The 22011-nt window shown below is 68.7% G+C and carries 20 protein-coding genes and 1 pseudogene; 12 read left to right on the top strand and 9 right to left on the bottom strand.

Annotated elements, in window-relative coordinates:
- The 6 genes from ABT116_RS18860 to ABT116_RS18885 all read left to right on the top strand — a co-directional run.
- On the top strand, window positions 1-796 hold a 796-nt coding region (locus ABT116_RS18860), incomplete at its 5' end, for an ABC transporter permease (protein ID WP_351634640.1).
- 78 nt (window positions 797-874) lie between these two features.
- A complete protein-coding gene (locus ABT116_RS18865) occupies window positions 875-1978 on the top strand; it encodes an ABC transporter substrate-binding protein (RefSeq protein ID WP_351634645.1) in 1104 nt (367 codons plus the stop codon).
- A gap of 4 nt (window positions 1979-1982) precedes the next feature.
- On the top strand, window positions 1983-3473 hold the full coding sequence (locus tag ABT116_RS18870) for an NUDIX domain-containing protein (protein ID WP_351634651.1): 1491 nt from the start codon (window positions 1983-1985) through the stop codon (window positions 3471-3473).
- Window positions 3470-3718 carry a P-loop NTPase family protein gene (locus ABT116_RS18875; protein ID WP_351634656.1) on the top strand — a complete coding sequence of 83 codons (249 nt, stop codon included), beginning with the start codon at window positions 3470-3472 and terminating at the stop codon, window positions 3716-3718. The genes ABT116_RS18870 and ABT116_RS18875 overlap by 4 nt, the downstream gene beginning before the upstream one ends.
- Window positions 3719-3720: 2 nt before the next feature.
- On the top strand, window positions 3721-4659 hold the full coding sequence (locus tag ABT116_RS18880; RefSeq protein ID WP_351634662.1) for a M15 family metallopeptidase: 939 nt from the start codon (window positions 3721-3723) through the stop codon (window positions 4657-4659).
- A gap of 413 nt (window positions 4660-5072) precedes the next feature.
- A complete protein-coding gene (locus tag ABT116_RS18885; RefSeq protein ID WP_351634766.1) occupies window positions 5073-5324 on the top strand; it encodes an NUDIX hydrolase in 252 nt (83 codons plus the stop codon).
- Between the two features lie 162 nt (window positions 5325-5486).
- Here ABT116_RS18885 and ABT116_RS18890 read toward each other — a convergent pair whose 3' ends face one another.
- From ABT116_RS18890 to ABT116_RS18910, 5 genes and pseudogenes are all read right to left on the bottom strand, one after another.
- The gene (locus ABT116_RS18890) at window positions 5487-6125 is read right to left on the bottom strand and encodes a tetratricopeptide repeat protein (RefSeq protein WP_351634771.1); all 639 of its coding nucleotides are present in this window, start codon (window positions 6123-6125) and stop codon (window positions 5487-5489) included.
- Window positions 6073-8169 carry a trypsin-like peptidase domain-containing protein gene (locus ABT116_RS18895; protein WP_351634667.1) on the bottom strand — a complete coding sequence of 699 codons (2097 nt, stop codon included), beginning with the start codon at window positions 8167-8169 and terminating at the stop codon, window positions 6073-6075. The genes ABT116_RS18890 and ABT116_RS18895 overlap by 53 nt, the downstream gene beginning before the upstream one ends.
- 22 nt (window positions 8170-8191) lie before the next feature.
- On the bottom strand, window positions 8192-8494 hold the full coding sequence (locus tag ABT116_RS18900; protein WP_351634673.1) for a trypco2 family protein: 303 nt from the start codon (window positions 8492-8494) through the stop codon (window positions 8192-8194).
- A gap of 173 nt (window positions 8495-8667) precedes the next feature.
- A pseudogene (locus ABT116_RS18905) lies at window positions 8668-8838 on the bottom strand (prolyl aminopeptidase); the annotation flags it as partial.
- 116 nt (window positions 8839-8954) lie between these two features.
- Window positions 8955-10391 (bottom strand): FAD-binding oxidoreductase, encoded by a 1437-nt coding sequence (locus ABT116_RS18910; RefSeq protein ID WP_351634678.1) that lies wholly within the window; start codon window positions 10389-10391, stop codon window positions 8955-8957.
- A 2286-nt stretch (window positions 10392-12677) separates the two neighbouring features.
- Between ABT116_RS18910 and ABT116_RS18915 the strand changes: the two genes are divergently transcribed.
- Both ABT116_RS18915 and ABT116_RS18920 read left to right on the top strand, forming a co-directional pair.
- A complete protein-coding gene (locus ABT116_RS18915; protein WP_351634683.1) occupies window positions 12678-14408 on the top strand; it encodes an RICIN domain-containing protein in 1731 nt (576 codons plus the stop codon).
- Between the two features lie 98 nt (window positions 14409-14506).
- The gene (locus ABT116_RS18920) at window positions 14507-14851 is read left to right on the top strand and encodes a hypothetical protein (RefSeq protein ID WP_351634689.1); all 345 of its coding nucleotides are present in this window, start codon (window positions 14507-14509) and stop codon (window positions 14849-14851) included.
- 405 nt (window positions 14852-15256) lie between these two features.
- Here ABT116_RS18920 and ABT116_RS18925 read toward each other — a convergent pair whose 3' ends face one another.
- The 3 genes from ABT116_RS18925 to ABT116_RS18935 form a co-directional block, all read right to left on the bottom strand.
- Window positions 15257-16366: an SPFH domain-containing protein gene (locus tag ABT116_RS18925; RefSeq protein WP_351634695.1), complete on the bottom strand. Its 1110-nt coding sequence runs from the start codon at window positions 16364-16366 to the stop codon at window positions 15257-15259.
- Window positions 16367-16394: 28 nt separating this feature from the next.
- Window positions 16395-16832 (bottom strand): NfeD family protein, encoded by a 438-nt coding sequence (locus ABT116_RS18930; protein ID WP_351634701.1) that lies wholly within the window; start codon window positions 16830-16832, stop codon window positions 16395-16397.
- Between the two features lie 262 nt (window positions 16833-17094).
- Window positions 17095-18060 (bottom strand): pirin family protein, encoded by a 966-nt coding sequence (locus ABT116_RS18935; protein ID WP_351634707.1) that lies wholly within the window; start codon window positions 18058-18060, stop codon window positions 17095-17097.
- A gap of 125 nt (window positions 18061-18185) precedes the next feature.
- Here ABT116_RS18935 and ABT116_RS18940 point away from each other — a divergent pair, with 125 nt between their 5' ends.
- The 3 genes from ABT116_RS18940 to ABT116_RS18950 all read left to right on the top strand — a co-directional run bounded on the left by ABT116_RS18940 (window position 18186) and on the right by ABT116_RS18950 (window position 19539).
- The gene (locus ABT116_RS18940; protein WP_351634712.1) at window positions 18186-18668 is read left to right on the top strand and encodes a MarR family winged helix-turn-helix transcriptional regulator; all 483 of its coding nucleotides are present in this window, start codon (window positions 18186-18188) and stop codon (window positions 18666-18668) included.
- Complete coding sequence (locus ABT116_RS18945; protein ID WP_351634716.1) at window positions 18665-19108, top strand: winged helix DNA-binding protein; 444 nt, start codon at window positions 18665-18667, stop codon at window positions 19106-19108. The genes ABT116_RS18940 and ABT116_RS18945 overlap by 4 nt, the downstream gene beginning before the upstream one ends.
- 71 nt (window positions 19109-19179) lie before the next feature.
- The gene (locus ABT116_RS18950) at window positions 19180-19539 is read left to right on the top strand and encodes a tetratricopeptide repeat protein (RefSeq protein ID WP_351634722.1); all 360 of its coding nucleotides are present in this window, start codon (window positions 19180-19182) and stop codon (window positions 19537-19539) included.
- Window positions 19540-19604: 65 nt separating this feature from the next.
- Here ABT116_RS18950 and ABT116_RS18955 read toward each other — a convergent pair whose 3' ends face one another.
- Window positions 19605-21008: a PepSY-associated TM helix domain-containing protein gene (locus ABT116_RS18955; RefSeq protein WP_351634728.1), complete on the bottom strand. Its 1404-nt coding sequence runs from the start codon at window positions 21006-21008 to the stop codon at window positions 19605-19607.
- Window positions 21009-21161: 153 nt separating this feature from the next.
- On the opposite strand from ABT116_RS18955, the gene ABT116_RS18960 reads away from it, so the two are divergent.
- Window positions 21162-21806 (top strand): peptide deformylase, encoded by a 645-nt coding sequence (locus ABT116_RS18960; protein WP_351634735.1) that lies wholly within the window; start codon window positions 21162-21164, stop codon window positions 21804-21806.
- The last annotated feature ends 205 nt before the right edge of the window (window positions 21807-22011 follow it).

Consider the following 22011-nt stretch of genomic DNA (forward strand, 5'->3'; position numbering starts at 1 on the left):
GACCGCGGTACGAGGAACATTGAGATTCCTCGCCCCGATTGCCATCGCCTCGGCGCTGTTGCTTGTCATCTGGGTGGTCTTCCTCAACGCCTTCCCCCAGGTCGGCCCGCGTGTGGGAAAGACGCCGGCCGACGTCTGGGAGTACCTGTTCTCCGGCCCAAAATCCGCCGACGCTCGTTCGGGCATCATCGACAACCTGTTCATCACTCTGCGCGACGCCGGTGTCGGCTTTGCCGTCGGAATGACTGCCGCGCTCGTGGTGGCATCGATCTTCGTCGTTTCCCGCACTGTCGAACAGACTTTCATGCCCGTTGCAATGCTTCTACGATCTGTTCCTCTCGTTGCGATGACTCCGATCATCGTCCTGATATTCGGCCGCGGAATCGTGGGTGTGACGGTCATGGTTGCGATAGTGGTGTTCTTCCCGGCGCTGGTCATGATCATGGTCGGTCTACGTGCCGCTCCAGTTCAGGCGCAAGATCTCATTGCCGCGTACGGCGGGAGTCGTTGGACCGCATTGCGAATGGTGTCCGTACCGTCCGCACTTCCCGCGGTGTTCGCCGCCGCTCGAGTATCCGTGCCCGGCGCCTTGATCGGCGCCCTGATCGGCGAATGGCTCGGTAGCGGTCAAGGCTTGGGTTCGAGCATGATCAAAGCCATTCCGCGCTATCAGTACAACGAACTGTGGGCATCTATCGTGGTGATCACCGTGGTGTCGATCATCCTCTACGCCGTGGTCGGAATCTTCGAAAACATCGCCCTGTCTCGTTTCGGGCCTTCTGCCGGCAAGTCGTGACATCTGTTAACACGACCTCAACAAACTCTGTCTCCCAAGCAAACTGAACGAAACCGACTGGCCCTAGTGTTCCGATTCATGACGCCATTCAAGCCCGTCCGCCAGCTGGACCGCAGGGCCTTCTTCCGATACTCCGCGCTGACCGGCATCGCAGTCGCCGGTAGCGCGTCATTGCTCGCGTGTAGCAGTGATTCCAGCAGTTCGAGTGGCGGAACCTCGGACGACGGTTCCGAATTCGGAACAGTTGCAGTGCAGTTGTCCTGGATCAAGAACATCGAGTTCGCCGGCGAGTACTTCGCTCTGGACAAGGGGTACTACAAGAATGCCGGGTTCGGGAATGTCGACCTGGTGGCAGGTGGCGCAGCCGGTACCGGCGTCGAAGCCGGCTTGGACACCGGCAAGGTCTGGATCGGAATGTCCGCACCGCAGCTCACAGCCCCCGCTGTACTCGACGGGCTGGACGCAAAGATCGTCGGTGCGACATTCCAGAAGAACCCGTTTGCAATTGTCAGTTCTGCTGCGGCACCGATCAACTCGCCGCAGGACATGATCGGCAAGAAGATCGGCGTCCAGGATTCCAATCAGCTCGTCTTCGGAGCTCTCCTGGCAGCAAACGGCCTGACCGAAAGCCAGATGACGATCGTGCCCGCGCAGTTCGATCCGAGCCCCTTGGCGAACGGCGAGGTGGACGGTTGGGTCTCCTACGTCACCAACGAGCCGATCACGCTGGCCGCCAAAGGTTTCCCCAACGCCCACTTCCTCTTCGCGGACTACAACCTGCCGTTGGTCGCCGAATCGTTCACGGTTCTCCAGTCCACCATCGACAACGAGAGGGACAAGCTCAAGGCATTCCTGAAGGCCGAGATCCAGGGCTGGAAGGACGCGGTCGCCGATCCGGCAGAGTCGGCACGGCTCGCCGTCGAGGTCTACGGCAAGGACCAGAACCTGGAACTCGACGAACAGATCAAGGAAGCCACCGCACAGAACGATCTTGTGGTGTCGGCAGATACCAAAGCGAACGGGTTGTTCACGATGACACCCCAACTGATCGAACAGAACATCGCAGCGCTGTCGAAAGCGGGCCGCCGCCATCGAGGAGATCCCTGCGGAGGGGATGCTTCTGAGCTGACCCGAAGGACAACCCAGCCTCAACCCGTCCCGTTCCACGCCCCTTTGAGGTAGTCCCATGCCGTTGTCGCACGACCACATCCGCACCACCGTCGAGACCTACCTCGCTCGCCACCCTCACGAGCGCACCCAGCTCAGGGGCCTCCTGGACGCCCTGGACCGTCCCACCGACATCGCCAGCCGCTCCACCTTCACCGGACACGTCACCTGCGGCGCGATCGTCGTCGACCCACTCGGCCGCGTCCTGCACGTGCTGCGCCTGGCGAGCGGGAAGGTCCTCGCCCCCGGTGGACACGCCGAGCCCGCCGACGAGTCCCTGGCAGCAGTGGCGCTGCGGGAGCTGCAAGAGGAGACCGGGATCCCGCCACAGGCCGTGACATCGTGGCCCGGCTACGAGGCCGTGCCGTTCGACATCGACACCCACGACATCGACGCCCACCCGGGCAAAGGCGAACCCGGCCACCAGCACTTCGACCTCCGGTTCCTTTTCCGCCTGCACCCCGCAACAGATGTGCCCGTGGTGCTGCAGGAAGAAGAGGTCGGCGGCATCGAGTGGCGTCCCATGGACAGGGTGACCTCCCCCTCCCTGCGCGACAAGCTGCTCAAGCTCCCGCCCACCGAACCGGATACGGCCAACGCCTCCGCCCTGGTCTACAACGACCGCGGCGAGTACCTGCTCCACCTGCGCGACTACTTCCCCGGCCGGATCTGGGAGCCTGGCATGTGGTCCCTTCTGGGCGGCGGCCGAGAGCCCAAGGACGCCACCCTGGAACACACCGTGCGGCGCGAACTGGCCGAGGAAACCGGTCTCCACATCGCCGACCTCACCCCGTTCGGCACCGAGTACGCCTCCGACCACGCCGGCGCGACCGTGCCCATCGCCATCTACGCCGGCCGCTGGAACGGCGATCCCCGCGAACTCCACCTGACGGAAGGGGTGATGCTGGCCTGGTTCGCCCCCGACGACCTCCACCGCCTGCACATCGCCCCCACCACCAGCGACCTCGTACGGCGCCACGCCGCCAGCCTCCCGGCCAACGCTTCCAGCACTGCGTCGCAGAGCGGGCTCTCGTCGCACGAGGAGCGGCGCCCAGCTTCGCCGCGCGGCACGGTCCTCAACGTCATCGGAGTCCACCTCTACCTGGAGCGGCCCGACGGGACGGTGTTGCTCGGGCTGCGCCACCCCGACTCCGCCTTCGCGCCGTCAACCTGGCACGCCCTGGCCGGCCACTGCGAGCAGGAGAGCGCCATCACCTGCCTGATCAGGGAGGCACGGGAGGAAGCCGGCCTGCACATCGAACGAGCGGACGTCGAACTCGTCCACGTCGTCCATCACATCGACAAGGCTGGGGACCGGCCCCGCATGGGCCTGTTCTTCCGCGCCCGCGCCTGGAGCGGCGAGCCGGAACTGCGTGAGCCGGACAAGTGCACTCAGTGGAAGTTCTGGGACCCGGCCGCGCTGCCCGACAACCTCGTTTCCTACACCCGCCAAGCCATCGCGAAGATCCAGAACGGGGACCTGTACAGCGAGACGGGATGGCCCGCATGACCGGCACCCCGAGCAGCGCACACCGTCGTCTGTCCACTGCAACTGCGGTTGGCCGTGAGAACAACCGTCTGGTGGTGATCCGCGGCAACTCGGCGTCAGGCAAGCCAAGCGTGGCCCAGGGCCTGGGAGATCACTACGGCCGCGGTATCGCGATCGTGGGCCAGGACGTGATCCGCCGGAACGTGCTCAGGGGCTTTACTGGGGTGCTCGAAGAGATCCTGTACGCCGACCGCTCAGCCACGTGATCATGTCTCTGGTACGCGACCACCGCGGCGTCTCCAACTGCTACTACCTGGACGTGCCGCTGGAAACGACGTTTGTCCGACACGCGTCGAAGGCGGATGCCGCGTACCTGGCGCAAGTCACCGACAACCACCTCGCCTCCTGGCAGCGCGAACTGGATCTGCTGCCCGGCAGCCTGGAGACCGTGATCCCGGCCGACAACACGCTGCAGGACACCATCGCGCGCGAAACCGACCTGGCCTCTGCCTCCCCCGTCCCTCCACCGCAGTGCAAGCCGTCACAGGGAGACTCGATGGACCCTCTGGTGTTGATGTCCGATCCGCGGGTCGCCGCGATCCCGGTGCGCGAGTGCGGGGAGCCGCTCGTCGACGTGCGTGACCACAGCTTCCGCGTCGATCCCCGCAAGCAAGATCCGCTGGGCGCGTTCGCCCACGTCCGCGAGGGCGTCCTGGCCCGGCTGGAGCACGCCCGCTCGCTCCTGCCCGCCGGCACCGACCTGCTGTTCATCGAGGGCTACCGGCCGCTGGCTCTACAGCAGCGCTACTTCACCGAGTACCGGGACGAGCTGGCCGCCGCTCACCCCGACTGGGCAGCTGAGCAGCTGCACCAGGCCGCCAGCCGGTACGTGTCGCCACCGGAGATCGCGCCCCACTCCGCGGGCGCGGCGGTGGACGTAACCCTCGCCGACCAGGACGGTCACGAACTCGACCTCGGCACCCGCGTCAATGCCTCCCCCGAGGAGAGCGACCGCGCCTGCTTCACTCACGCCCCGAACCTCAGCGATCGCGCGCGCCGCCACCGCACGCTGCTGCTCAACGCCATGGAGAACGCAGGTTTTACCAACTATGCGACCGAGTTCTGGCACTTCTCGGTAGCGGACCGGTACGACGCGCTGATGCGGCAGGAGCCGCACGCGCGCTACGGACCGATCGAACTGCCCTAGTGCGCCGGCACCCTCGTCCACTTCCTCGCCACGTGTGCCCGACGACACCCAGCAGGCGATCCCAGCCGTCCCGAGTCCGGCGACCGGAGGTAAACCACAAGAGCACCACATGCACCTGCTCGGGCGGTACTACCGCCAAGTGGAAGCAGGCCGCAAAACGATCGAAGTGAGGGTGGCACCCCAGAAGCGCGCCGTCGCAGTCGGTGACACGGTCGTCTTCCACGACCGGGACACCGGGCGGGAACTCGACGTCATCGTTAAGCGGATCACCCCGCTGCCGATGACGCCCACGCAGTACGCGCAGACCGTCCCCCACCACACGGTGTACGGCTGCCTGTACATCCGCGACGAACACGACCGGCCGGTCCCGCTCCTCGGTCTGCTCGAGACTGTGGCAGTTCCCGGGCGGCAACCTGGACGCCCCAGGCGAGGACCCGCTGCAGACCGCGCGGCGAGAGGCGGTCGAGGAGACGGGCCTCCACGAGGTGTTCGAGATCGCTTGTGGGTTTCCACTCCCGTCGGCGCGCAGGATGTCGACGATGTGCGCGTCGGCTGCCAGGCGCGCGACGCGGTCGGCCGCGTCTTCCTGGGCGGAGCCGGCGAGAGAGTGTTCCCGGCTCAGCCGGCCCGTGGAGTCGAGTTTCTCAAGGTCTTGGTCCTCCTGAAGGAGGCCATGAGGCGCACGCCCCTAGCACATGGCAACAACACCAACATCACCACCGGAGCGTGCAAGCCGACGGACGGCGCGCATCGAGCAGGAACGGCAACAGCCACAACAGCCCGGGCGGCCGCTCGCATTGCTTCATCCCCCGGGGCATCGGGCCGCCTCAGCCGGAGGCACGTTCCAGGGCCGCCTCAAGCTCTGCCACCCGCCGCGGGATGTCGAGGGAGCGGACCAGCTCCAGCGCCTCGCCGTACGCCTCCCGGGCGAGGGCAGGCCGGCCGGCGTGGAAGTGGATGTCTCCCAGGATCGTCAGCATCGTCGCCAGGCCTGCCTGGTCGCCGCGGTGCCGGTGGAACTCCGTGGCCGGCGCGAGGGTCTCCTCGGCCTCGGCGTACCGGCCCATCTGGTCGTACGCCAGGGCCAGATGCCATTGGCACCAGACGATCTCGGCGGGGTCGCCCCGGCGCCTGCTCGCCTCCAGGGCGTCCGTCAGCACGCGTGCCGCCTCCTCCGGCCGGTCCAGTTGGCGGTAGGCGTCGGCCATATGGGAGGAGAGCCAGATTTCGGCGCCCTTGTCGCCGCGCTGCCGGTAGATGGCCCGGGCCTCGGTGTACCGGCGCAGTGCGTCGCCGGGACGCTCCAGGTCGCACTGGAGGTCGCCGAAGTGGGTCAGGATCCAGCCCTCCTTGTCCTCGTCGCCCCGCGAGCGGGCGATCTCCAGCGCGCGCTCGTACAGCCCGGTCGTCTCCTCATGGCGCCCCAGGATGCGCCGCGCCTCGGCAAGATGGATCAGCGACCCCAGTTCGGCGGACTCGTCGTGTTCGCGTCCGGGCTGCCTCGACCGCCATAGCCTTGACGGCCTCCATCTCCTCCCACTGGCTGCGGTAGAAGAGGAGCCCGTACAGCGGCTCCACCAGACGCAGAAGCAGCTCCCACTCGTGGTTCTCGTACGCACGGCGGATATTTGCCTGGACGTTGAGGTGTTCCTCCGCGAACCAGTCGATCGCCTCGGCAGGCAAGTTCTCGTGGGCTCCCGGGCGGCTCATCCAGGTGTCCAGCCGGGTCGCGTACCAGTCCGCGGAACGCCGGAATGCCTGGTGCCGCTCGGCCTCCGGTTCGGTCCGCTCGGCGTGCTCCCAGGCATACAGGCGCAGCAGGTCGTGCAGCCGGTAGCGCTCGCCGGTAGGACCGTCGACCTCCACCAGCTGTCGGTCGGCGAGCTCGCCGAGGAGACGTCCGGCCTTCTCCTCCCCTATTTCGGCGCAGCGCGCAGCCAGTGCGGGCACGAAGTCGGCTCCCGCGAGCAGGCCGAGGTACCGGAACAACCGGCGCGTGTCCTCGCGCAGTGCCCGGTAGCTGATCTCGAAGCTGCTGCGTACTCCGATGTCCTCGCCGTCCAGTTGACCCTCCAGCTGCGAAATGCGCCGCCGTTCGTCGGCGAGCAGTCCAGCGTGCTCGCTCAGGGGCCGTCTGTGCTGGGAGGGGGCGATGAGGTTCCCTCCAGTGATGCAGATGGCCAAAGGCAGCCCTCCGAGGAGGGTAACGATGGTGTTCGCGGCGTCGTGCTCGCGGGCGACGCGCTCGGCGCCGATGATGCGTTCGAAGAGCCGCAGCGCCTCCGTGTCGGGCAGCGGTTCGACCTCCACCCGGTCCGCGCCTTGGACGGAGGGCAGGGCCGAGCGGCTGGTGAGGATCGCGGCACTGCCCGGTGCCGCGGGCAGCAGGGGGACGACGCGGGCCGCGTCGGCCACGTTGTCGAGGACGAGGAGGCTGGGACCGGCCCGCAGTTGGTCCTGGAGCCGCTGCCGCCGCGTCCGCGCGTCGGGCGGAAGGCTGTCGCCGGACAGCCCGAATGCCTGCAGGAGTTCGATCACGGCCGCCTCAGTCGACACGTCGAAGCCCTCGCCGCCGAGGTCGATCCGGATACGGGCGTGCCAGAAGGTGGGCGCCAGGCGGTGCGCGATCTGGGTGGCGAGTTCGGTCTTGCCGACGCCCGCCATGCCGTGGAGGACCACCACCGGGGCGCTGTCCTCCAGTTGGTCGACGAGCAGGCCGGTGGCCCTCACCAAGGCCCGCTCGCGGTCGGTGAAGTTGGCGCGGGCCCTGCCCAGGTTCATGTGCCGGGTGCTGCGCGGCAGGGCGCCGGCTGGGATGCGTGGCAGGGCGACCCAGTTGTCCGCCCGCAGGTCCCACCACCACGGTGTCCCCCGCCCCAGCCCGATCAGTCCCGTCAGGGGTACCACGGTCAGGGTGGACGACCCTTCGGGGAGGTGGTGCTCGCTGACGACGCCCACGGCCAGTGCGCCCAGCAGGGGGTCGTCGCTGAACACGACCGCCCCGGACATGCCGCGCCACTGTGAGCCGTTCCTGCCGGGGGCCCCTTCGGGCGTCGACTGGGTCCGAAACTCCAGCAGACCGCGCCGCAGATGGGAGCCCGGCGGGATGACTCCGTTGATCTGGGAGCTGTCGCGCAGGGGCACGTCGGTGCCGGACTGCGGGTGCTCGTTCCAACCGGGGTAGCCCATGGCCCAGCAGTCGACCAGCGCGGTCCGTCTGCGGTCGATCCGGGCGTACCGGACGGTGGGCAGGTCCGTGAGGGAGGGGTGGCCTGCGACCCGCAGGACGGCGAGGTCCTGTGTGGGGTCCGCAGCGAGGACCTCCGCTGCCAGTTCGAACCGGTCCCCGCGCCGTACGCTGATCACGTCGTCCACGGAGCCGTCGGTGAGGACGTTGTGCGCGGCGGTGAGGACCAGCCGGCCGCCGACGAGGCACCCGGAGCCCACGCTCCAGGAGCCCGTCCGGCGTCGGCGGAGAATTTCCACAGCGCGCTCGATGGGGGCGGTCACTTCGATCGTCCAGGTGCCCGGGTCAGGGCTTGGCGAGGGAATTACGCGTGACGCGCACCGGCCGTCCCGAACGGTCGGTCGGCGCCTCCAGCGTGATCAGGACCCTCTGGATCTCCTCGCTGCGGTACTGGCCGTCGCCTCCGAGTTCCAGCACCCAAAGCTTGGCGCGGCCCGTGCCCGTCGCCTGGTGTGTGACCCCGACACTCAGCTCCAGCTGCACCTCGCTGACACCGAAGCGGAAGTCCGCGTCCGAGCCTGCGGCGACGGCTTCGGCCAGTTCCTCCCGCAAGGCGGCGATGGTCTCGGCAAGCCCAAGGTTCCCCACTGTGATCCCCCGTGTCCGTGTTCTACGTCCGCATGGCGTCAGGCGACCGCCGCGACTGACGCGGGCCGCGGGGCGGAGAGAGGTCTCCCGCTGTGTGGGACGAGTATTCCCGGGCAGACGGCGGGTCACTCGAGAACCCGAGAAAGTGCGCGACGCACCGCGCGTCGTGGTAGCGCGAAACGGCGGAGCCAGTCGATCTCCGAGCGGCGGGTGATGGTGACCCCGGCGATGACGATCTCCGACACCCGCTCGGGATGCCCCGGTGCGCAGGCGAGGGCGAGAGCGGAGCCCCAGGAATCTCCATTGAGCAGCCGGCGGTCGATCCCCCGGGGTTCGCGCACACGCGCGGAGGCCTGATCAATCACCATGTTCTGCATGGTTGCCCACGTTGGCCGCGCTGCGACCGGCCCTGTCTCGGTCCGTTTCGGAGCTACTGAACTCCCGTCAGGACCCGCCCGGTTCAGGCGCGGTGGAGGCTCTGCGGGAAGTCGAAGAAGTGGTCGGGGTCGTAGTCCTGAACGATGGAGCGAAGGCGGTGGAGGTTGGGGCCGTAGTAGGCGGTGGGCCAGTCCGGAAGGTCGGGGTCGATGTAATTGACGTATCCACCACCGATACCCAGGGCGCCGAGTCCGGCGACGATCTCGGCGACATTGCGGGTGACGTCGGGTTCGGAGGCTGTGGTGGCGGAGGCGTAGATCTGAGCGGTGGCGAAGGCGTCGCGGTGCGGGAAGGCGGTCTGGGCGGTGACGGTGTCGGCGACCGCGCCGCCGAGCGGATCGATGATGAGGTTGGTGCCGGTCCGGCCGGTGAGCAGGCGCGTCGCGGCCTGAGGGTCGAGGGTGGGGGCGGTGAGGATTCGGGAGGAGGCGACGAACGACTCGCGGAGGGGCCTGCCGGCGAAGAAGCGCATGCCGTTGAAATAGTCACGGTCCTGGATGTTGCGCCGGGTGGGCACGACGCCCGCGCGGAGTATCAGGTCGTCGAGCAGCGGGTAGCAGGCGGTGCTGGGGCCGACGAAGCAGCCGGCCACCCGGCAACCGGGCGGATTGCCACCGGAGATGTTCACGTTGGCCCACATTTCCCTGGGGGCAACAGCGATCCACGGCTGCCAGGCGGTGAGGATCTCGGTCACCTTGCCCTGGGGGAAGGTGAGGACGAAGACCGTCAGGGCGGGGGCGGGGTCGGTGGCGAAGGTGAAGTGGGTGACGATGGCGAGGTTGCCGCCTCCGCCACCTCGCAGGGCCCAGAAAAGATCGGGGGTAGCGGCCGCCGTGGCCGTCAGCACGCGGCCGTCGGCGGTGACCGCCTCCGCGGCGGTCAGATGGTCGCAGGTCAGGCCGAATTTGCGTTGCAGCACCCCGATGCCGCCGCCGAGGGTGACGCCGGCGATACCGACGGTGAAGCACGATCCGGCGGGCAGGCAGCGGTTGGCCTGTCCCACGGCGCTGTAGACGGTCCGCAGCGGTGCGCCGGCCCCGACCGTCACGCTGCCGTCCCCGGCGGCGTCGACCCGGGACATCCGGCGCAGGTCGATGACCAGACCGTCGGGCGGCGCCGAGTACCCGACGTAGGAGTGGCCGCCGCTGCGCGCCGCCAGCGGCACCCGGCCGCCCGCGGCCACCACGGCCTCCGCCACGTCCGAGGCGGATGCGCACTGCGCCACCGCGGCAGGAACATGGTCGTCGTGCAGCGGATTGAAGCCTTTGCGGGCGTCGTCGAATCCCACATCGTCCGGCCGGAGCAACGTCCCTTCGAGCCGCCCGCGCAGGCCCTCCCAGTCCACCGCGGCCGGGTCGAAACGCCCGACGGCGCGTGCGCCGTCCCGGGAGGAGGTCTCTGCGCCCGTCGGGGCCGAGGAACCGGCCCGCGGCGCATGGAAGACGGAGTCTCGCGCCATGGTCACCATCTCCGCTGCAAAGGAATCGGAACGCCGCGACGCGACGGACGTCGTCGACGCCCGGAGCGTCGGCAATCGGTGCCCTGAATGATGCGGACCATTCCACGCTAGTACGGATCGATAACCCGCTCCACAGGAGGAATCCCTCCGACGCGGCGGGCGGCTGGGCAACGTTGGCCCCTACTGTGCATGCGAGGAAGTGCTCCACATCGACGCTCGGGTGACCCCATGAACTCGATCGGGCCGGGTCCGAACACGGATGCGGAGGCGTCACCGTCGTCGTGCCCGCTTCCGACGTGGTGGCGGCCGTGCAGCTCATCCAGCGTCCTCGTTCCTGCCGGTCACGATCGACGGCATGCGTCAACTCGTGCCACAGAAGCTCAGTTCGGATCGGAGCGCGACGGCGTACCCGGCCCCGTCCGCCTCATGTGGATCCACGCCACCGCGGTGAAGTCCTTGGCTTCGACGTGTATTTCGGGGGCGCCGCCCGGAACGACGAACCGGCCGTTGCGGAGTACCAGCGGGAGCCGTTCGGGCCCGGCGGGCTCGTCGAGGGAGAACGGCAGCCGTCCCGAAGGCCCGCCCGCGTCGGGCCACTGCCGTACGTGCTGCTGTTTGATGGGTCGCGGACGCGGGCGATCAGCACTGACCAGGGCACGCCGGGGCGCGTGTGCGGGCCGAGCAGTTCGGCCAGGGCCGCGGTGAAGACGCCGTGTCGCCCCTTGCCCGGGCACAGTTCGGCCTCGTACGCCGAATCGACCGACCTCAGGGCCCACCGCCCTGACCGGTGTGCCTCCCGTACGACGGGACGAGGTACTGCAGTTCGCCCAGGAGTGGCCGCGCAGCGGGCCTGCCGCAGTCTCGCCTGGCAGCTCGGACGGTACGGCGAGCAGAGCAGCAGCGTGCTCGGCCACGGCCTCTCTCCCGATCCGCCTTCCGCTACGGTTCCGGCCGGATACGCCACAGGACCGGACGGGGCCGAGGACAGTGAGCTGGGCGGCCTGCTGCGCTCCGCCCTGCAGGGTGTGGGCCACTCCGTCGGTCTGGTTGCCGCCCACGAGGGAGGCCGTACGAGCGTCGCTGTCGGCGCGGACGGTACCTATGACGACTCCGCGGTGAAGGTCGCACGCACCGCACTGCTGTCCCAGCTGGGTGACCATCAGCGGCGTCAGCACGTTGCCTTCGGCGTCGGCGACAACCGCGTGCTGCGGCTCAGGGACGGCTCGTGGGAGAGCGTCTTCACCGGCGTGCACGAGGCACGTCTTCCTGCCGACGGAGGCCAGGTGCGCTGGGCCCGGCTCGAGACCCGCCCGGATCTCGTTGAGTGGTTCGCGCGCCGGTGGGTGGGCGGGCGGGCGTCCGCATCTGACGGAGTTCTCCTCCGATGTGAACGTCCGGGTGAGGTGCACGGGGGGGGGGAGACCAGTCGGCTGCCTCTGGGACTTCGGCGAAGCGCGCCGCACCCCCGGCCCACGCCTGAGCCCCCGATCGTCGGCACCATGGCTCCACCTCGGCACTGCGACCTCTGCCGTCATCGGCTGCGAGAACACGGTCCCGGAAGGGGGTCGTACGTGAGGCACGTATGCAGGGTTGGCCCCCGGCGGTGAGGGTGTCCGAATGGTTGGGGCCCAGCACCCGCCAGTCGTCGGTGAGCAGTTGCTCGTAATGGACGGCAGGACCGGTCGCGTCCCCTGTTTCCCCAAGCCAATTGGCAAGGCGGGTACGGGTGGTGAGGATGCTTGGGTGGTGGGGCCCCAGATGCGGGAGGCATCTCCCCCCCTCGATACGCCGCGGGGGAAACGACGACAATGAGGCCCCGATGGTGTGGAACGCAAACTTCAAGCATTCAACGACGCAGCTACCCAAATGCCGTTGATTCCTTGGTCCGTCCGGCTCCTGCTGTCGCGTTTGATTCGCGGCACTCACCGGCATATGCAACGCTGGAGAAGAAGCAGGATCCCTCTCATCTTCATCCAGACATGCAGCCGACACGGGTCGTTGGCGGCCCTTCCGGAAGTACGGCTCCCGGAGTTTCTTCTCTTAAGTGCCGCCCTCCCTCTTCCCGATCAGGGGCCGGCCATGGGGACGGAAGGCGTTTCTGGCTAGCGCGACTTCCTCGCCGGCACGACCGGCTCCGGCTGCTTCTACATCTACGTAGTTACGGGACTGGAGGCCCACATGGCCAGTCGTGACGACATCTACGTGGCGGAGAACCCGTCTGTACGGCGGGAACCCGCACAGCCAACGCCGGGCCGTACGATTCATCGATACGGGAGACTGAACATCGTGGGCGAAGTCGACCACGACGTTACGAACGGCGAACTGCCCTCAGCATCAGCCCTCGGGGAGACGGAGACCGACCTGGCAGAAGTCGAGCAGCTCGGGCTGGCGGCACTGCAACTTCGCGAGTCGGACGACTTCCGCACAGCCAAAAGTGCTCGTCCTCGGGCGGGTGAGCGGTGGGACATGGCCGGCTGCGCCAGCGTGGTTCCGACGCCCACGGTTGCCACGCATCCCGGTGCGGCGTCCTTTGCTCCACCGACGAGCGCCTACCTCGAAGGCAGCGTCGCGGTAGGGATCGTCATCGTTGAGGGGCCCACCGCCGCTCTTCAGTTCTCCGCAGAAGAGCGTACGAAGGTCGTCGCAGAGGTCCAGAACGGACTCGGGTGGCTCGCGAGCGTGAATCCCTCCGCCGGCGTCAGCTTCGCCTACGACATCCAGCATGTCGCGCTGAACACTCAAGCAGATCCGAACGCTTCCGACCTGGAAGCGCACTGGCGAGACCCGGCCATGGCTGCCCTGGGGTACAGCGCCGACTGGAGTGGAGTGCTGGATTACGTCGAAGCCATTCGCGGCCGCTTGGGGACCCGGTGGACGTACTGCGGCTTCTTCACCAAGTATCCCGTCGGCCACTTCGCCTACGCGAGCATCGGTGGGCCCCGCGTCGTGATGGACTACAACAACGACGGATGGGGACCAGACAACATCGACCGGGTCTTCGCTCATGAGACCGGGCACATCTTCGGTTGCCCCGACGAGTACGCGAGCAGCGGGTGCAACTGCGGCGGCAGGTGGGGACGGTTCGGCGTCAACAATGGAAACTGCGCGAGTTGTGCGCCTGGCGGTGGCACTGCTTGCCTCATGAAGCAGAACGACTTCAGCTACTGCGAGTACACGGCGAGTCACCTCGGTTGGTCCGTGGTGACGCCGCTGTTCGCCAAGCACAGTGGCAAGGTGCTGGACGTCTCGGGTATTTCACCGGACAACGGCGCCCCCGTCATCCAGTGGGACTGGTGGGGCGGCGACAACCAGCGCTGGCGGCTCGAGGCCCTGGGCGACGGCTATGTCCGGGCGGTAGCACAGCACAGTGGCAAGGTGCTGGACGTGTCGGGCATCTCACCGGACAACGGTGCTCCCCTCATCCAGTGGGACTGGTGGGGCGGCGACAACCAGCGCTGGCGTTTCGAATCGGTCGCCGATGGCGTCCATCAGCTGACGGCCAAGCACAGTGGCAGGGTGCTGGACGTGTCGGGCATCTCACTGGACAACGGCGCCCCCGTCATCCAGTGGGACTGGCACGGAGGTGACAACCAGCGCTGGGAGTACCAGTTCCAGCCTCTCTTCGCCAAGCACAGTGGCAAGGCGCTGGACGTGTCGGGCATCTCACCGGACAACGGCGCCCCCCTCATCCAGTGGAGTTGGTGGAGTGGGGACAACCAGCACTGGAGGCTGGAGCCGGTTGGTGATGGCTGTGTACGCATCATCGCCAAGCACAGCGGCAAGGTACTCGACATCGAGCAGGCGTCCACGGAGAACGGTGCCCGCCTCATCCAGTGGGAATGGTGGGGTGGCGACAACCAGCGGTTCCGCCTGGAGCCCGTCGAGAACGGCTACTTCAAGCTGACGGCCAAACACAGTAACAAGGTGCTGGACGTCTCAGGTATTTCCGCCGACGACGGAGCGCCGATCATCCAGTGGGACTGGTGGGGCGGCGACAATCAACGCTGGCGCTACTGACTACGCCTAGCGCTCTCTCATCCTCGCTCGCCGGGTTCGACAGGCCCGGCGAGCGATGGTTTACGACCTCGGGAAACCTCTCAATGGAGCGGTGTGGTATGGACAGCGAGAACCGTGAGGCACTCGTGATGGTAGAAGCCGGCGACTACGAGACTGCGCTCATCGCATTGCGCGCGCTCGCCAGAGTCACCCAGGTGATGCCACCGAGGCTGGCGCTGGTTGTTGCACATCAGGGATCGCGCACGGAGGCTTCCGACCTGCCCGGCACAGCCTGGTACGAGGACGACCTACCGCCCGACATCTACTCTGGCCTCTCGCCGCAGGAACAGTTGTTCGTCGATGCCTGGAGAGCGCGCCGAATTCCGAAAGAGCGACCGGGCGACCGACTGCCGTGGGACGCCCCCGGGCACCTTCCTCCCGACCAGCCCCCTGCCGAACAGTGAGAACAGGTGCGGCGAACCGGAATGGCAGGCATCGGCGCACCTCACCCCGGCCGGGTGCCGTTCGTCCATGCGCGCTTGACTGAGGCGTCGCGGTTGTCGATGCTCTCGTTGGTTCGGGTGGGCCGTTGACTTCAGCGAGCAGTCGGCCCGCCGTCATGCGCACCCATGGCCGTGAAGCGGCGCGCGTATGCGGCCCTGACAGGCCGACATGGGAGGCCGGCCCGTCCATCGTCCAGGGCAGGGCCTGGTCGGAGTGCATCGCCTCCCGTGCGTCGGTCACCGCGGGGCCTCACAGTCACCGGTGCCCAGCAAGCGCACCGGCTGCGTGTCCATAAGGCCGTAGACGGCGACGCCCGAGACGCGCAAGCCGGTTGCTCGGCGGGCACCGGCGATGACCGGGATGACTCAACCGCCGGACGTCTGCCCCCGGCGGGGCGTCTGGGGCGACTTCGCGGCCTCCGCCTCCGCCTTGGCGTCGCTCACCGCGGCGGCGGCCTGCTTCCCTGCCTCGTCGGCGGCTGCGGCAGCGTCGAGGGAAACCGTCCAGCCCGCATCGAGCTCCGGTGTCCGGCCTTCGTCCGACGTGCCGCGGGCACCGGCAGTAGGCGTTTCCGCCGGTTGCGAGGGTGTGTGAGGACCCGCCGCCGATTGATCACCGAACGCACGGGTGACGGTCCGAACCGCTTCGGTCAGCTCCCCCGGGATCACCCAGAACGTGTTGTTGTCGCTGCTCGCCAAGTGCGGCAGCGTCTCGAGGTACTTGTAGGCCAGGATCTTCGGGTCGGCATTGTTGCGATGGACGGCCTGGAAGACGAGCTCCACCGCCTTTGCCTCACCGTCCGCCCGCAGGATCATGGCCTGCTGCGTGCCTTGGGCCTCCAGGATGTCCTTCTGCTTCGTGCCTTCCGCGGTGAGGATCTTGGCCTGCCGCTCCCCTTCGGCGTGCAGAATGGCCGCGCGCTTGTCACGCTCGGCTCGCATCTGCTTCTCCATCGCTTCCTTGATGGTGTGCGGTGGATCGATGGCTTTGATCTCGACGCGGTTGACCCGGATGCCCCACTTGCCGGTGGCGTCATCGAGGACGGCACGGAGCCGGGAGTTGATCTCCTCACGCGACGTGAGCGTCTCCTCCAGGTCCATGCTGCCGATGACGTTGCGGAGCGTGGTCACGGTCAGCTGGTCGATGGCCTGCAGGTAGTCGGCGACCTCGTAGGCCGCCGCCCGCGGGTCGGTGATCTGGTAATAGAGCACGGTGTCGATGTTCACGACGAGGTTGTCCTCGGTGATCACCGGCCTGGGGTCGGACGAGTAGACCTGCTCGCGCACGTCGAGCTTGGTGTTGATGCGGTCCGCCACCGGCACGACCAGGTTCAGCCCCGGCTGCAGCGTCCGGCGGTATCGGCCGAACCGCTCGACGTTGTAGCGGCGCGCCTGCGGGACGATCCGCACCGTGGAGGCCACGAGGAAGACGACGACGATGGCCGCCACAAGAATGGGGATGACAACTGGATCCACAGTGCCTCCGTTGCTATGTGCTCAGCGTTCACGGAAGGAGTTCGCGGGGGTAGACGATGGCCGTGGCACCTTCGATCTCCATGACATCCACCAGCGCTCCCACTGGGATCACCAGGCTTTCGTCAAAGGCGCGGGCGGACCATTCCTCGCCGGAGAGTTTGATCAGGCCACGGGTCGCGGTGACTTCCTGCATGACCTCGGCCCGCTTGCCGATCAGTGCATCACTGCCCTCGCGTACGAGGGGCTGCTCTGCCATATGCCGCAGCGCGACAGGGCGGACGAGGACCAGGCCCGCTGCCGCCGCCGCTCCCAGGGCCAGGAGCTGGCCGAGAAGGCCGACGCCCACACCGGCGACCATGGCGGCAACCAACGCGGCACCGGCCAGCAAACCGAAGACCAGGGTCAGAGTGAAGAACTCCACGGCACCCAGTGCCGCAGCGGCGAGCAGCCATGCGAACCACGGCATCGAATCGCCCTTCTTCAGGGGCTTTCTCCACCAAGCTACCGCCCGGACGCGTCGGGCAGAACAGACGAGTGGGCTACGGTTCTTGATCGTCTGGCGCCTGCCTGGCGGGCGAGCACCAGTGGTCACCAGCGGCATCGGCCCGCTCTCTCAAGCAGCGGCAGCAGCTGCACCCATCCACTCCCCCGCGAGCGGCCGCCGAGCGGGAGGCAGCACCCGACAGCACGTCACCCACGCAGCACCGAACGATCAGACGTTCCGCAGGTCAGCGCACCCTCCCCCGCGGTTTCAACGGCACCGGCGGCAGTTCTGGTGCGTGCAGCGGAGCCCCGTCGTACCCCTTCACCTCCCCGAACCGCGTCCCCTCCATCCAGTCCCGCCGCGCCTGCTCGATCTCCCCCTGCGTCCGCCCGATCCAGTTCCAGAACATGATCAGTTCCTCTTCGAACGGCTCGCCGCCCAGGAGCATCAGGCCCGCGTCCGACTCCGCCCGCAGGGGCAGTTCGCTGCGGCCGCAGCCGAGGTAGAGCATCGAGCCGGGCAGGACGGGGACGCCGTCGACGTGGGCCTCGCCGGACATGGACAGGACGGCGTACTCGAAGTCCGGCTCGAGGGGGAGGCGTACGTCCGTGCCTCGGGTCAGGGTCAGGTCGGCGCCGACGATCGGGGTGTACGCCGTGCCGGGTGAGGTCGCCCCGTCGAGGTCGCCGAGGATCAGTGTGGCCGTGAGGCCGGGGGCCGTGACGACCGGCAGATCGGCGTGGTGTTCGAAGCGCGGGTCGGTGTGGCGGTGGCTGTCGGGGAGCGCGACCCACAACTGCGCGCCGTGCAGGAAGCGGGCGTGCGAGCGCGGGCTCTCTTCGGAGTGGCTGATGGCCCGGCCGGAGGTCATCAGTCCCAGTTCGCGCGGGCGGATCGTCTGCAGGCTGCCGGTGGAGTCGCGGTGCAGCACCTCCCCCTCGTGCAGCCAGCTCACGGTCTGCAGACCCATGTGGGGGTGCGGCGGAACCTGCATGCCGGGCTCGTCGGCGATGTCGTCGGGACCGTAGTGGTCGACGAAGCACCAGGCCCCGACCATGCGGCGGCCGAGGTTGGGCAGCAGCCGGCGGACCTCGCTGGACTCGCCCAGCTTCACCTTGCGAGGGCTGAGGAGTTCACGCACCGGCTCCGCCACCACGAAGCCACGGCCGCCGCACAGGGAGGGGGCCGCTTCGCGCTCAAGATTGCTCATGGCGCACAACCTAGTCCGGCGCACAGCCTTGCGTCAGCGTCATGTTCGGGTCGTGGCGCGAGGGCGCGTCGCGGACGTCGGGAAAACAGTAGCCATGTATATAGTAACCATGTACTGTATTTGCCATGAGCGACGGTTACGAGTGCGCGACGCCCGGTTTCCTGGTGTGGCGGCTGTCGATGAAGTGGCGGGTCGCGGTCGACCGCGCGGTGGCCCCGCTGGGACTCACCCACGCGCAGTACTCGCTGGTGGCCTCGCTGTACGGCATGCAGCGCTCCGGTGAACGGCCCAGCCAGCGCCGCCTCGCAGACCACACGGGGCTCGAACCGCTCTATGTGTCGAAGCTGGCCCGCGCTCTGGAGGCGGCCGGCCTCCTGGAGCGCGCCCGGGACCCGCGGGACCCGCGCGCGGTGCAGCTCGCCCTCACCGAGCAGGGCCGCGACGTCACCCGGCGGGCGATCGAGGTCGTCCACGCACTCCTCGGGCAGCTCCTCGACCCGCTCGGCGGCCTCGACAGCGCGCGCAGCCGGGAGTTCACGCGCGAGCTGACGGCCCTGCTCGACGCACCCCTTGATCCCTTCAGCGAGAACGAGACGGAGCAGTCATGACCACCACGCCCCTCGTCGACCCCCGCGTCATAGCCCTGGCCCACTACGCCGGCCGGGCTCTCCTGGAGAACGTGCTGGCCCGGCACGGCATCACCTTCCAGCAGTCCGTCACCCTCCGGCTGGCCGCCCTCGCCGACGGCCCGGTCGGGCGCGAGCAGCTCGTCGACGGTGTCACCGGCGCGCTGAAGATCGACGCGTCGGAGGTGCACGGCGTGCTCGACGAGCTGCTCGCCGCGCAGCTGCTGACCCCGGACGGGGCGTCGGACGTGCGGATCACGGACGCCGGGCGGGAACTGTACGCCACGACCTCCGGCGAGACGGCCCCCGTCACCGCCCGGATCTACGACGGCATCCCGGCGGAGGACCTGGCCGTCACGGGCCGGGTGCTGAGCCTGATCACCGAGCGGGCCGGTGCCGAGCTGGCCGCCCTGACCCGCTGATCACGGACCCCGTCCGACCAGCGGAATATCCGATCGGCAGGCTCGGTTGTCGGCCTCGAAGGAGGCACCGAGTGAACACGACCCAGGACACCACGTACTACGCCCACGGAACCCCGGCCGAGCGCTGGGAGCGCGCGCAGCTGTTCTTCGACGCCAAGGACTACGCCGCCGCCGCGCGTGTCCTGGTCGGGCTGGTCGAGGAGGTGCCCGAGCAGACCGGGCCGCGGCTGCTCCTGGCGCGTTCCTACTACCACTCGGCTCAACTGCACCGGGCCGAGGGTGAGTTGCGGACGATCGTCGAGCGGGACCCCGTGGAGCACTACGCCCGGCTGATGCTCGGCCGCACGCTCCAGCGGCAGAACCGGCACGAGGAGGCGGAGTCGCACCTGCGGATCGCCTCGGCGCTCGCGGGTGACTTCGAGCAGCGCTGACCCGCGCCGCACCTGGTGATGCCCGGCTCCGCACGGAGCCGGGCATCGTCAGCGCCGGAGGCCCCCTACGAGACAGGCGTCCCGTACGACCGCCGCCCCCGCCGGTGGGCGATCTCCCCCAGCAGGATGTCGACGGCGAGGAACGCCGCCAGCGGGATGCCGAACAGGGGCAGGAAGTACCCGAGTACGGCGATGCCCGCGAGCAGCGGCACGAGGATCTGGGGCGGGACCTGCTGCCAGGCTCCGCGCGGGATCGGACGGCCGAAGGAGGTGCCCCGGCCGCGCTGCCACCACATGCGGTAGCCCCAGACGATCAGCAGGATCAGGGAGGCCGCCAGCAGCATCAAAGCGATCTGGTTGGCCAGGCCGAACAGGACACCGGTGTGCAGGTCGATGCCCCACCGGGTGAGCTTCGCGAGCACCGGATAGTCCGCGAAACGCACCACGTCGGTGACCTCGCCGTCGGCCGGGTCGATCGCGACGGCGTCCTGCTTGGAGGGCCAGCCGCGCTGCACCTGCTTGACCACGTACGCCGAGTTCGCGTCCGCGGGCGGCACGATCTCCACCGGGTCGCCCAGCCCTTCGGTCCGCGCCGCCGACAGGACCTTGTCCAGGCCCACGCCGTGCGAGGCGTCGCCCGCCTGTCCGGCGGCGGAGCCGTGGCCGGCGTGTTCACCGCCGGCGGCCGCCGACACCGACGGGGTGGCCTGGCCCAGCGAGGTCCGCAGCTCGTCGATGGTGGCCCCGGCGTAGGCGGACCAGGTCAGGCCGGTCGCCGAGAGGAAGAAGAACCCGATCGCCGCCCATACGCCGACGGTGCCGTGCAGGCCGAGGGTGCGGCGCCGCCCCTTCGCCCCCCGCACCTTGCGCGCGGCGCGGCGTCGGGAGAACCACAGCACGAGCCCGCCCGCCGAGATCACCCACAGCCAGCTGGCCGCCAGCTCGCTGTACAGCCGCCCCGGCTCCCCCAGGTGCAGGTCCCGGTGGAACTCGTCGATCCAGGTGCGCAGCGGCAGCGCGCCGGTCGAGCCGTACTGTTCGAGGGAGCCGCGCACCTTTGCCGTGTACGGGTCGACGAACACGGCGAGCGCGTGGCCCTCGCCGACGCCCGGGACGCCGGACAGCATCACCCTGGTCGTGGCGTCGGCCTCGGGTGAGGGGCGTACGGCCGAGACGGTGCCCTCGGGGTGGGCCTTGCGGGCGGCGGCCACCTGCTCGCTGATCGGCAGCTTCTTCTCGCCCACAGGGACGGTCAGTTCGTGGTCGTACACGAGCTTCTCGGCCTGGAAGGAGCCGGCGTACAGCAGGCCGGTGACGGCGGCGACGAGGAGGAACGGCGCCACCAGTACCCCGGCGTAGAAGTGCAGACGGAGGATCAGCGGGCGCAGGGAGGCCCAGCTGCTCTTCGACGGTGCCGGGGCGGCTGGTTGCGGGGCCTCGTCCGTGGTGGTCGAGGGAGCGGTGGTCATCGGCGGGCTTCTCCGGGGACGTCTTCTGGGCCGTTGCGGTGTGAGCGGTGGCCGTTGCGGTGCAGTAGTCGGGGCGGCGGGGCGTTCAGTTCCCGGAGAAGATGTGTGATGTGCGTCACGTAGGGGTGGGGGGTGCCGTGTCATCCTGACGCGATGGGAACACCGAGCGATCGCGCACCCCTGGCCGAGCAGGTCGGGCAACTCCTCGACGGAGGGCTTCCGTTGCCCATCGTCGCGGCCGGCGATCCGGTGCTGCGGCGCGGCACGGAGCCGTACGACGGTCAGCTGGAGCCCGCCCTGCTGGCCCGGTTCATCGAGGCCCTGCGGGTCACCATGCGCGCGGCGCCCGGGGTCGGCCTGGCGGCGCCGCAGGTCGGGGTTCCGCTCAGGATCGCGGTGATCGAGGATCCGGCGCCGGTGCCGGAGGAGGTGCGGCTCGCGCGCGGGCGGGTGCCGCAGCCGTTCCGTGGGCTGGTCAATCCCTCCTACGAGCCCGTCGGGGACGCGCGGGCCGCGTTCTTCGAGGGCTGTCTGAGCGTCCCGGGCTGGCAGGCGGTGGTGGCGCGGCCCGCCGCGGTGCGGCTGACCGGGCAGGACGAGCACGGACGGGCGCTGGACGAGGTGTTCACGGGCTGGCCGGCGCGGATCGTGCAGCACGAGACGGATCACCTCGACGGCGTCCTCTACGTGGATCGCGCCGAGCCGCGTTCGCTGTCGTCCAACCAGGCGATGGCGGAGCGCTGGGGCCAGGTGACGCCAGAGGAGGCGGCGCGGGCGCTGGGCTTCGAGCTGCCGTAGCGAACGAGCCCGGGCTGCGGCCGCGAGCAGAGCCTTCCGGCCGCTCGGTTTCGAGCCGCCGGAGCGAGCAGAGCCGTCCCGTCGAAAATCGGAGGCGCCCGGCGCGGTGCCTCCGTTACCGTGACCGCATGTCTACGCCCCGAATTTCCTAGCCGAGGACCCACTCCCACGCCACCCGTGTGTCCTCTTGCTTGTTCGGAGCGTT

The organism is Streptomyces sp. NPDC002130, from assembly GCF_040296465.1.
Classification (GTDB): domain Bacteria; phylum Actinomycetota; class Actinomycetes; order Streptomycetales; family Streptomycetaceae; genus Streptomyces.

Excerpts from the sequence above, each read along its gene's own strand:
- ABT116_RS18940 (WP_351634712.1), top strand. The coding sequence starts at position 18,186 with ATGAGCGACGGTTACGAGTGCGCGACGCCCGGTTTCCTGGTGTGGCGG.
- ABT116_RS18945 (WP_351634716.1), top strand. The coding sequence starts at position 18,665 with ATGACCACCACGCCCCTCGTCGACCCCCGCGTCATAGCCCTGGCCCAC.
- ABT116_RS18955 (WP_351634728.1), bottom strand. The coding sequence starts at position 21,008 with ATGACCACCGCTCCCTCGACCACCACGGACGAGGCCCCGCAACCAGCC.
- ABT116_RS18920 (WP_351634689.1), top strand. The coding sequence starts at position 14,507 with ATGGACAGCGAGAACCGTGAGGCACTCGTGATGGTAGAAGCCGGCGAC.
- ABT116_RS18930 (WP_351634701.1), bottom strand. The coding sequence starts at position 16,832 with ATGCCGTGGTTCGCATGGCTGCTCGCCGCTGCGGCACTGGGTGCCGTG.
- ABT116_RS18875 (WP_351634656.1), top strand. The coding sequence starts at position 3,470 with ATGACCGGCACCCCGAGCAGCGCACACCGTCGTCTGTCCACTGCAACT.
- ABT116_RS18935 (WP_351634707.1), bottom strand. The coding sequence starts at position 18,060 with ATGAGCAATCTTGAGCGCGAAGCGGCCCCCTCCCTGTGCGGCGGCCGT.
- ABT116_RS18865 (WP_351634645.1), top strand. The coding sequence starts at position 875 with ATGACGCCATTCAAGCCCGTCCGCCAGCTGGACCGCAGGGCCTTCTTC.
- ABT116_RS18960 (WP_351634735.1), top strand. The coding sequence starts at position 21,162 with ATGGGAACACCGAGCGATCGCGCACCCCTGGCCGAGCAGGTCGGGCAA.
- ABT116_RS18870 (WP_351634651.1), top strand. The coding sequence starts at position 1,983 with ATGCCGTTGTCGCACGACCACATCCGCACCACCGTCGAGACCTACCTC.
- ABT116_RS18910 (WP_351634678.1), bottom strand. The coding sequence starts at position 10,391 with ATGGCGCGAGACTCCGTCTTCCATGCGCCGCGGGCCGGTTCCTCGGCC.
- ABT116_RS18880 (WP_351634662.1), top strand. The coding sequence starts at position 3,721 with ATGTCTCTGGTACGCGACCACCGCGGCGTCTCCAACTGCTACTACCTG.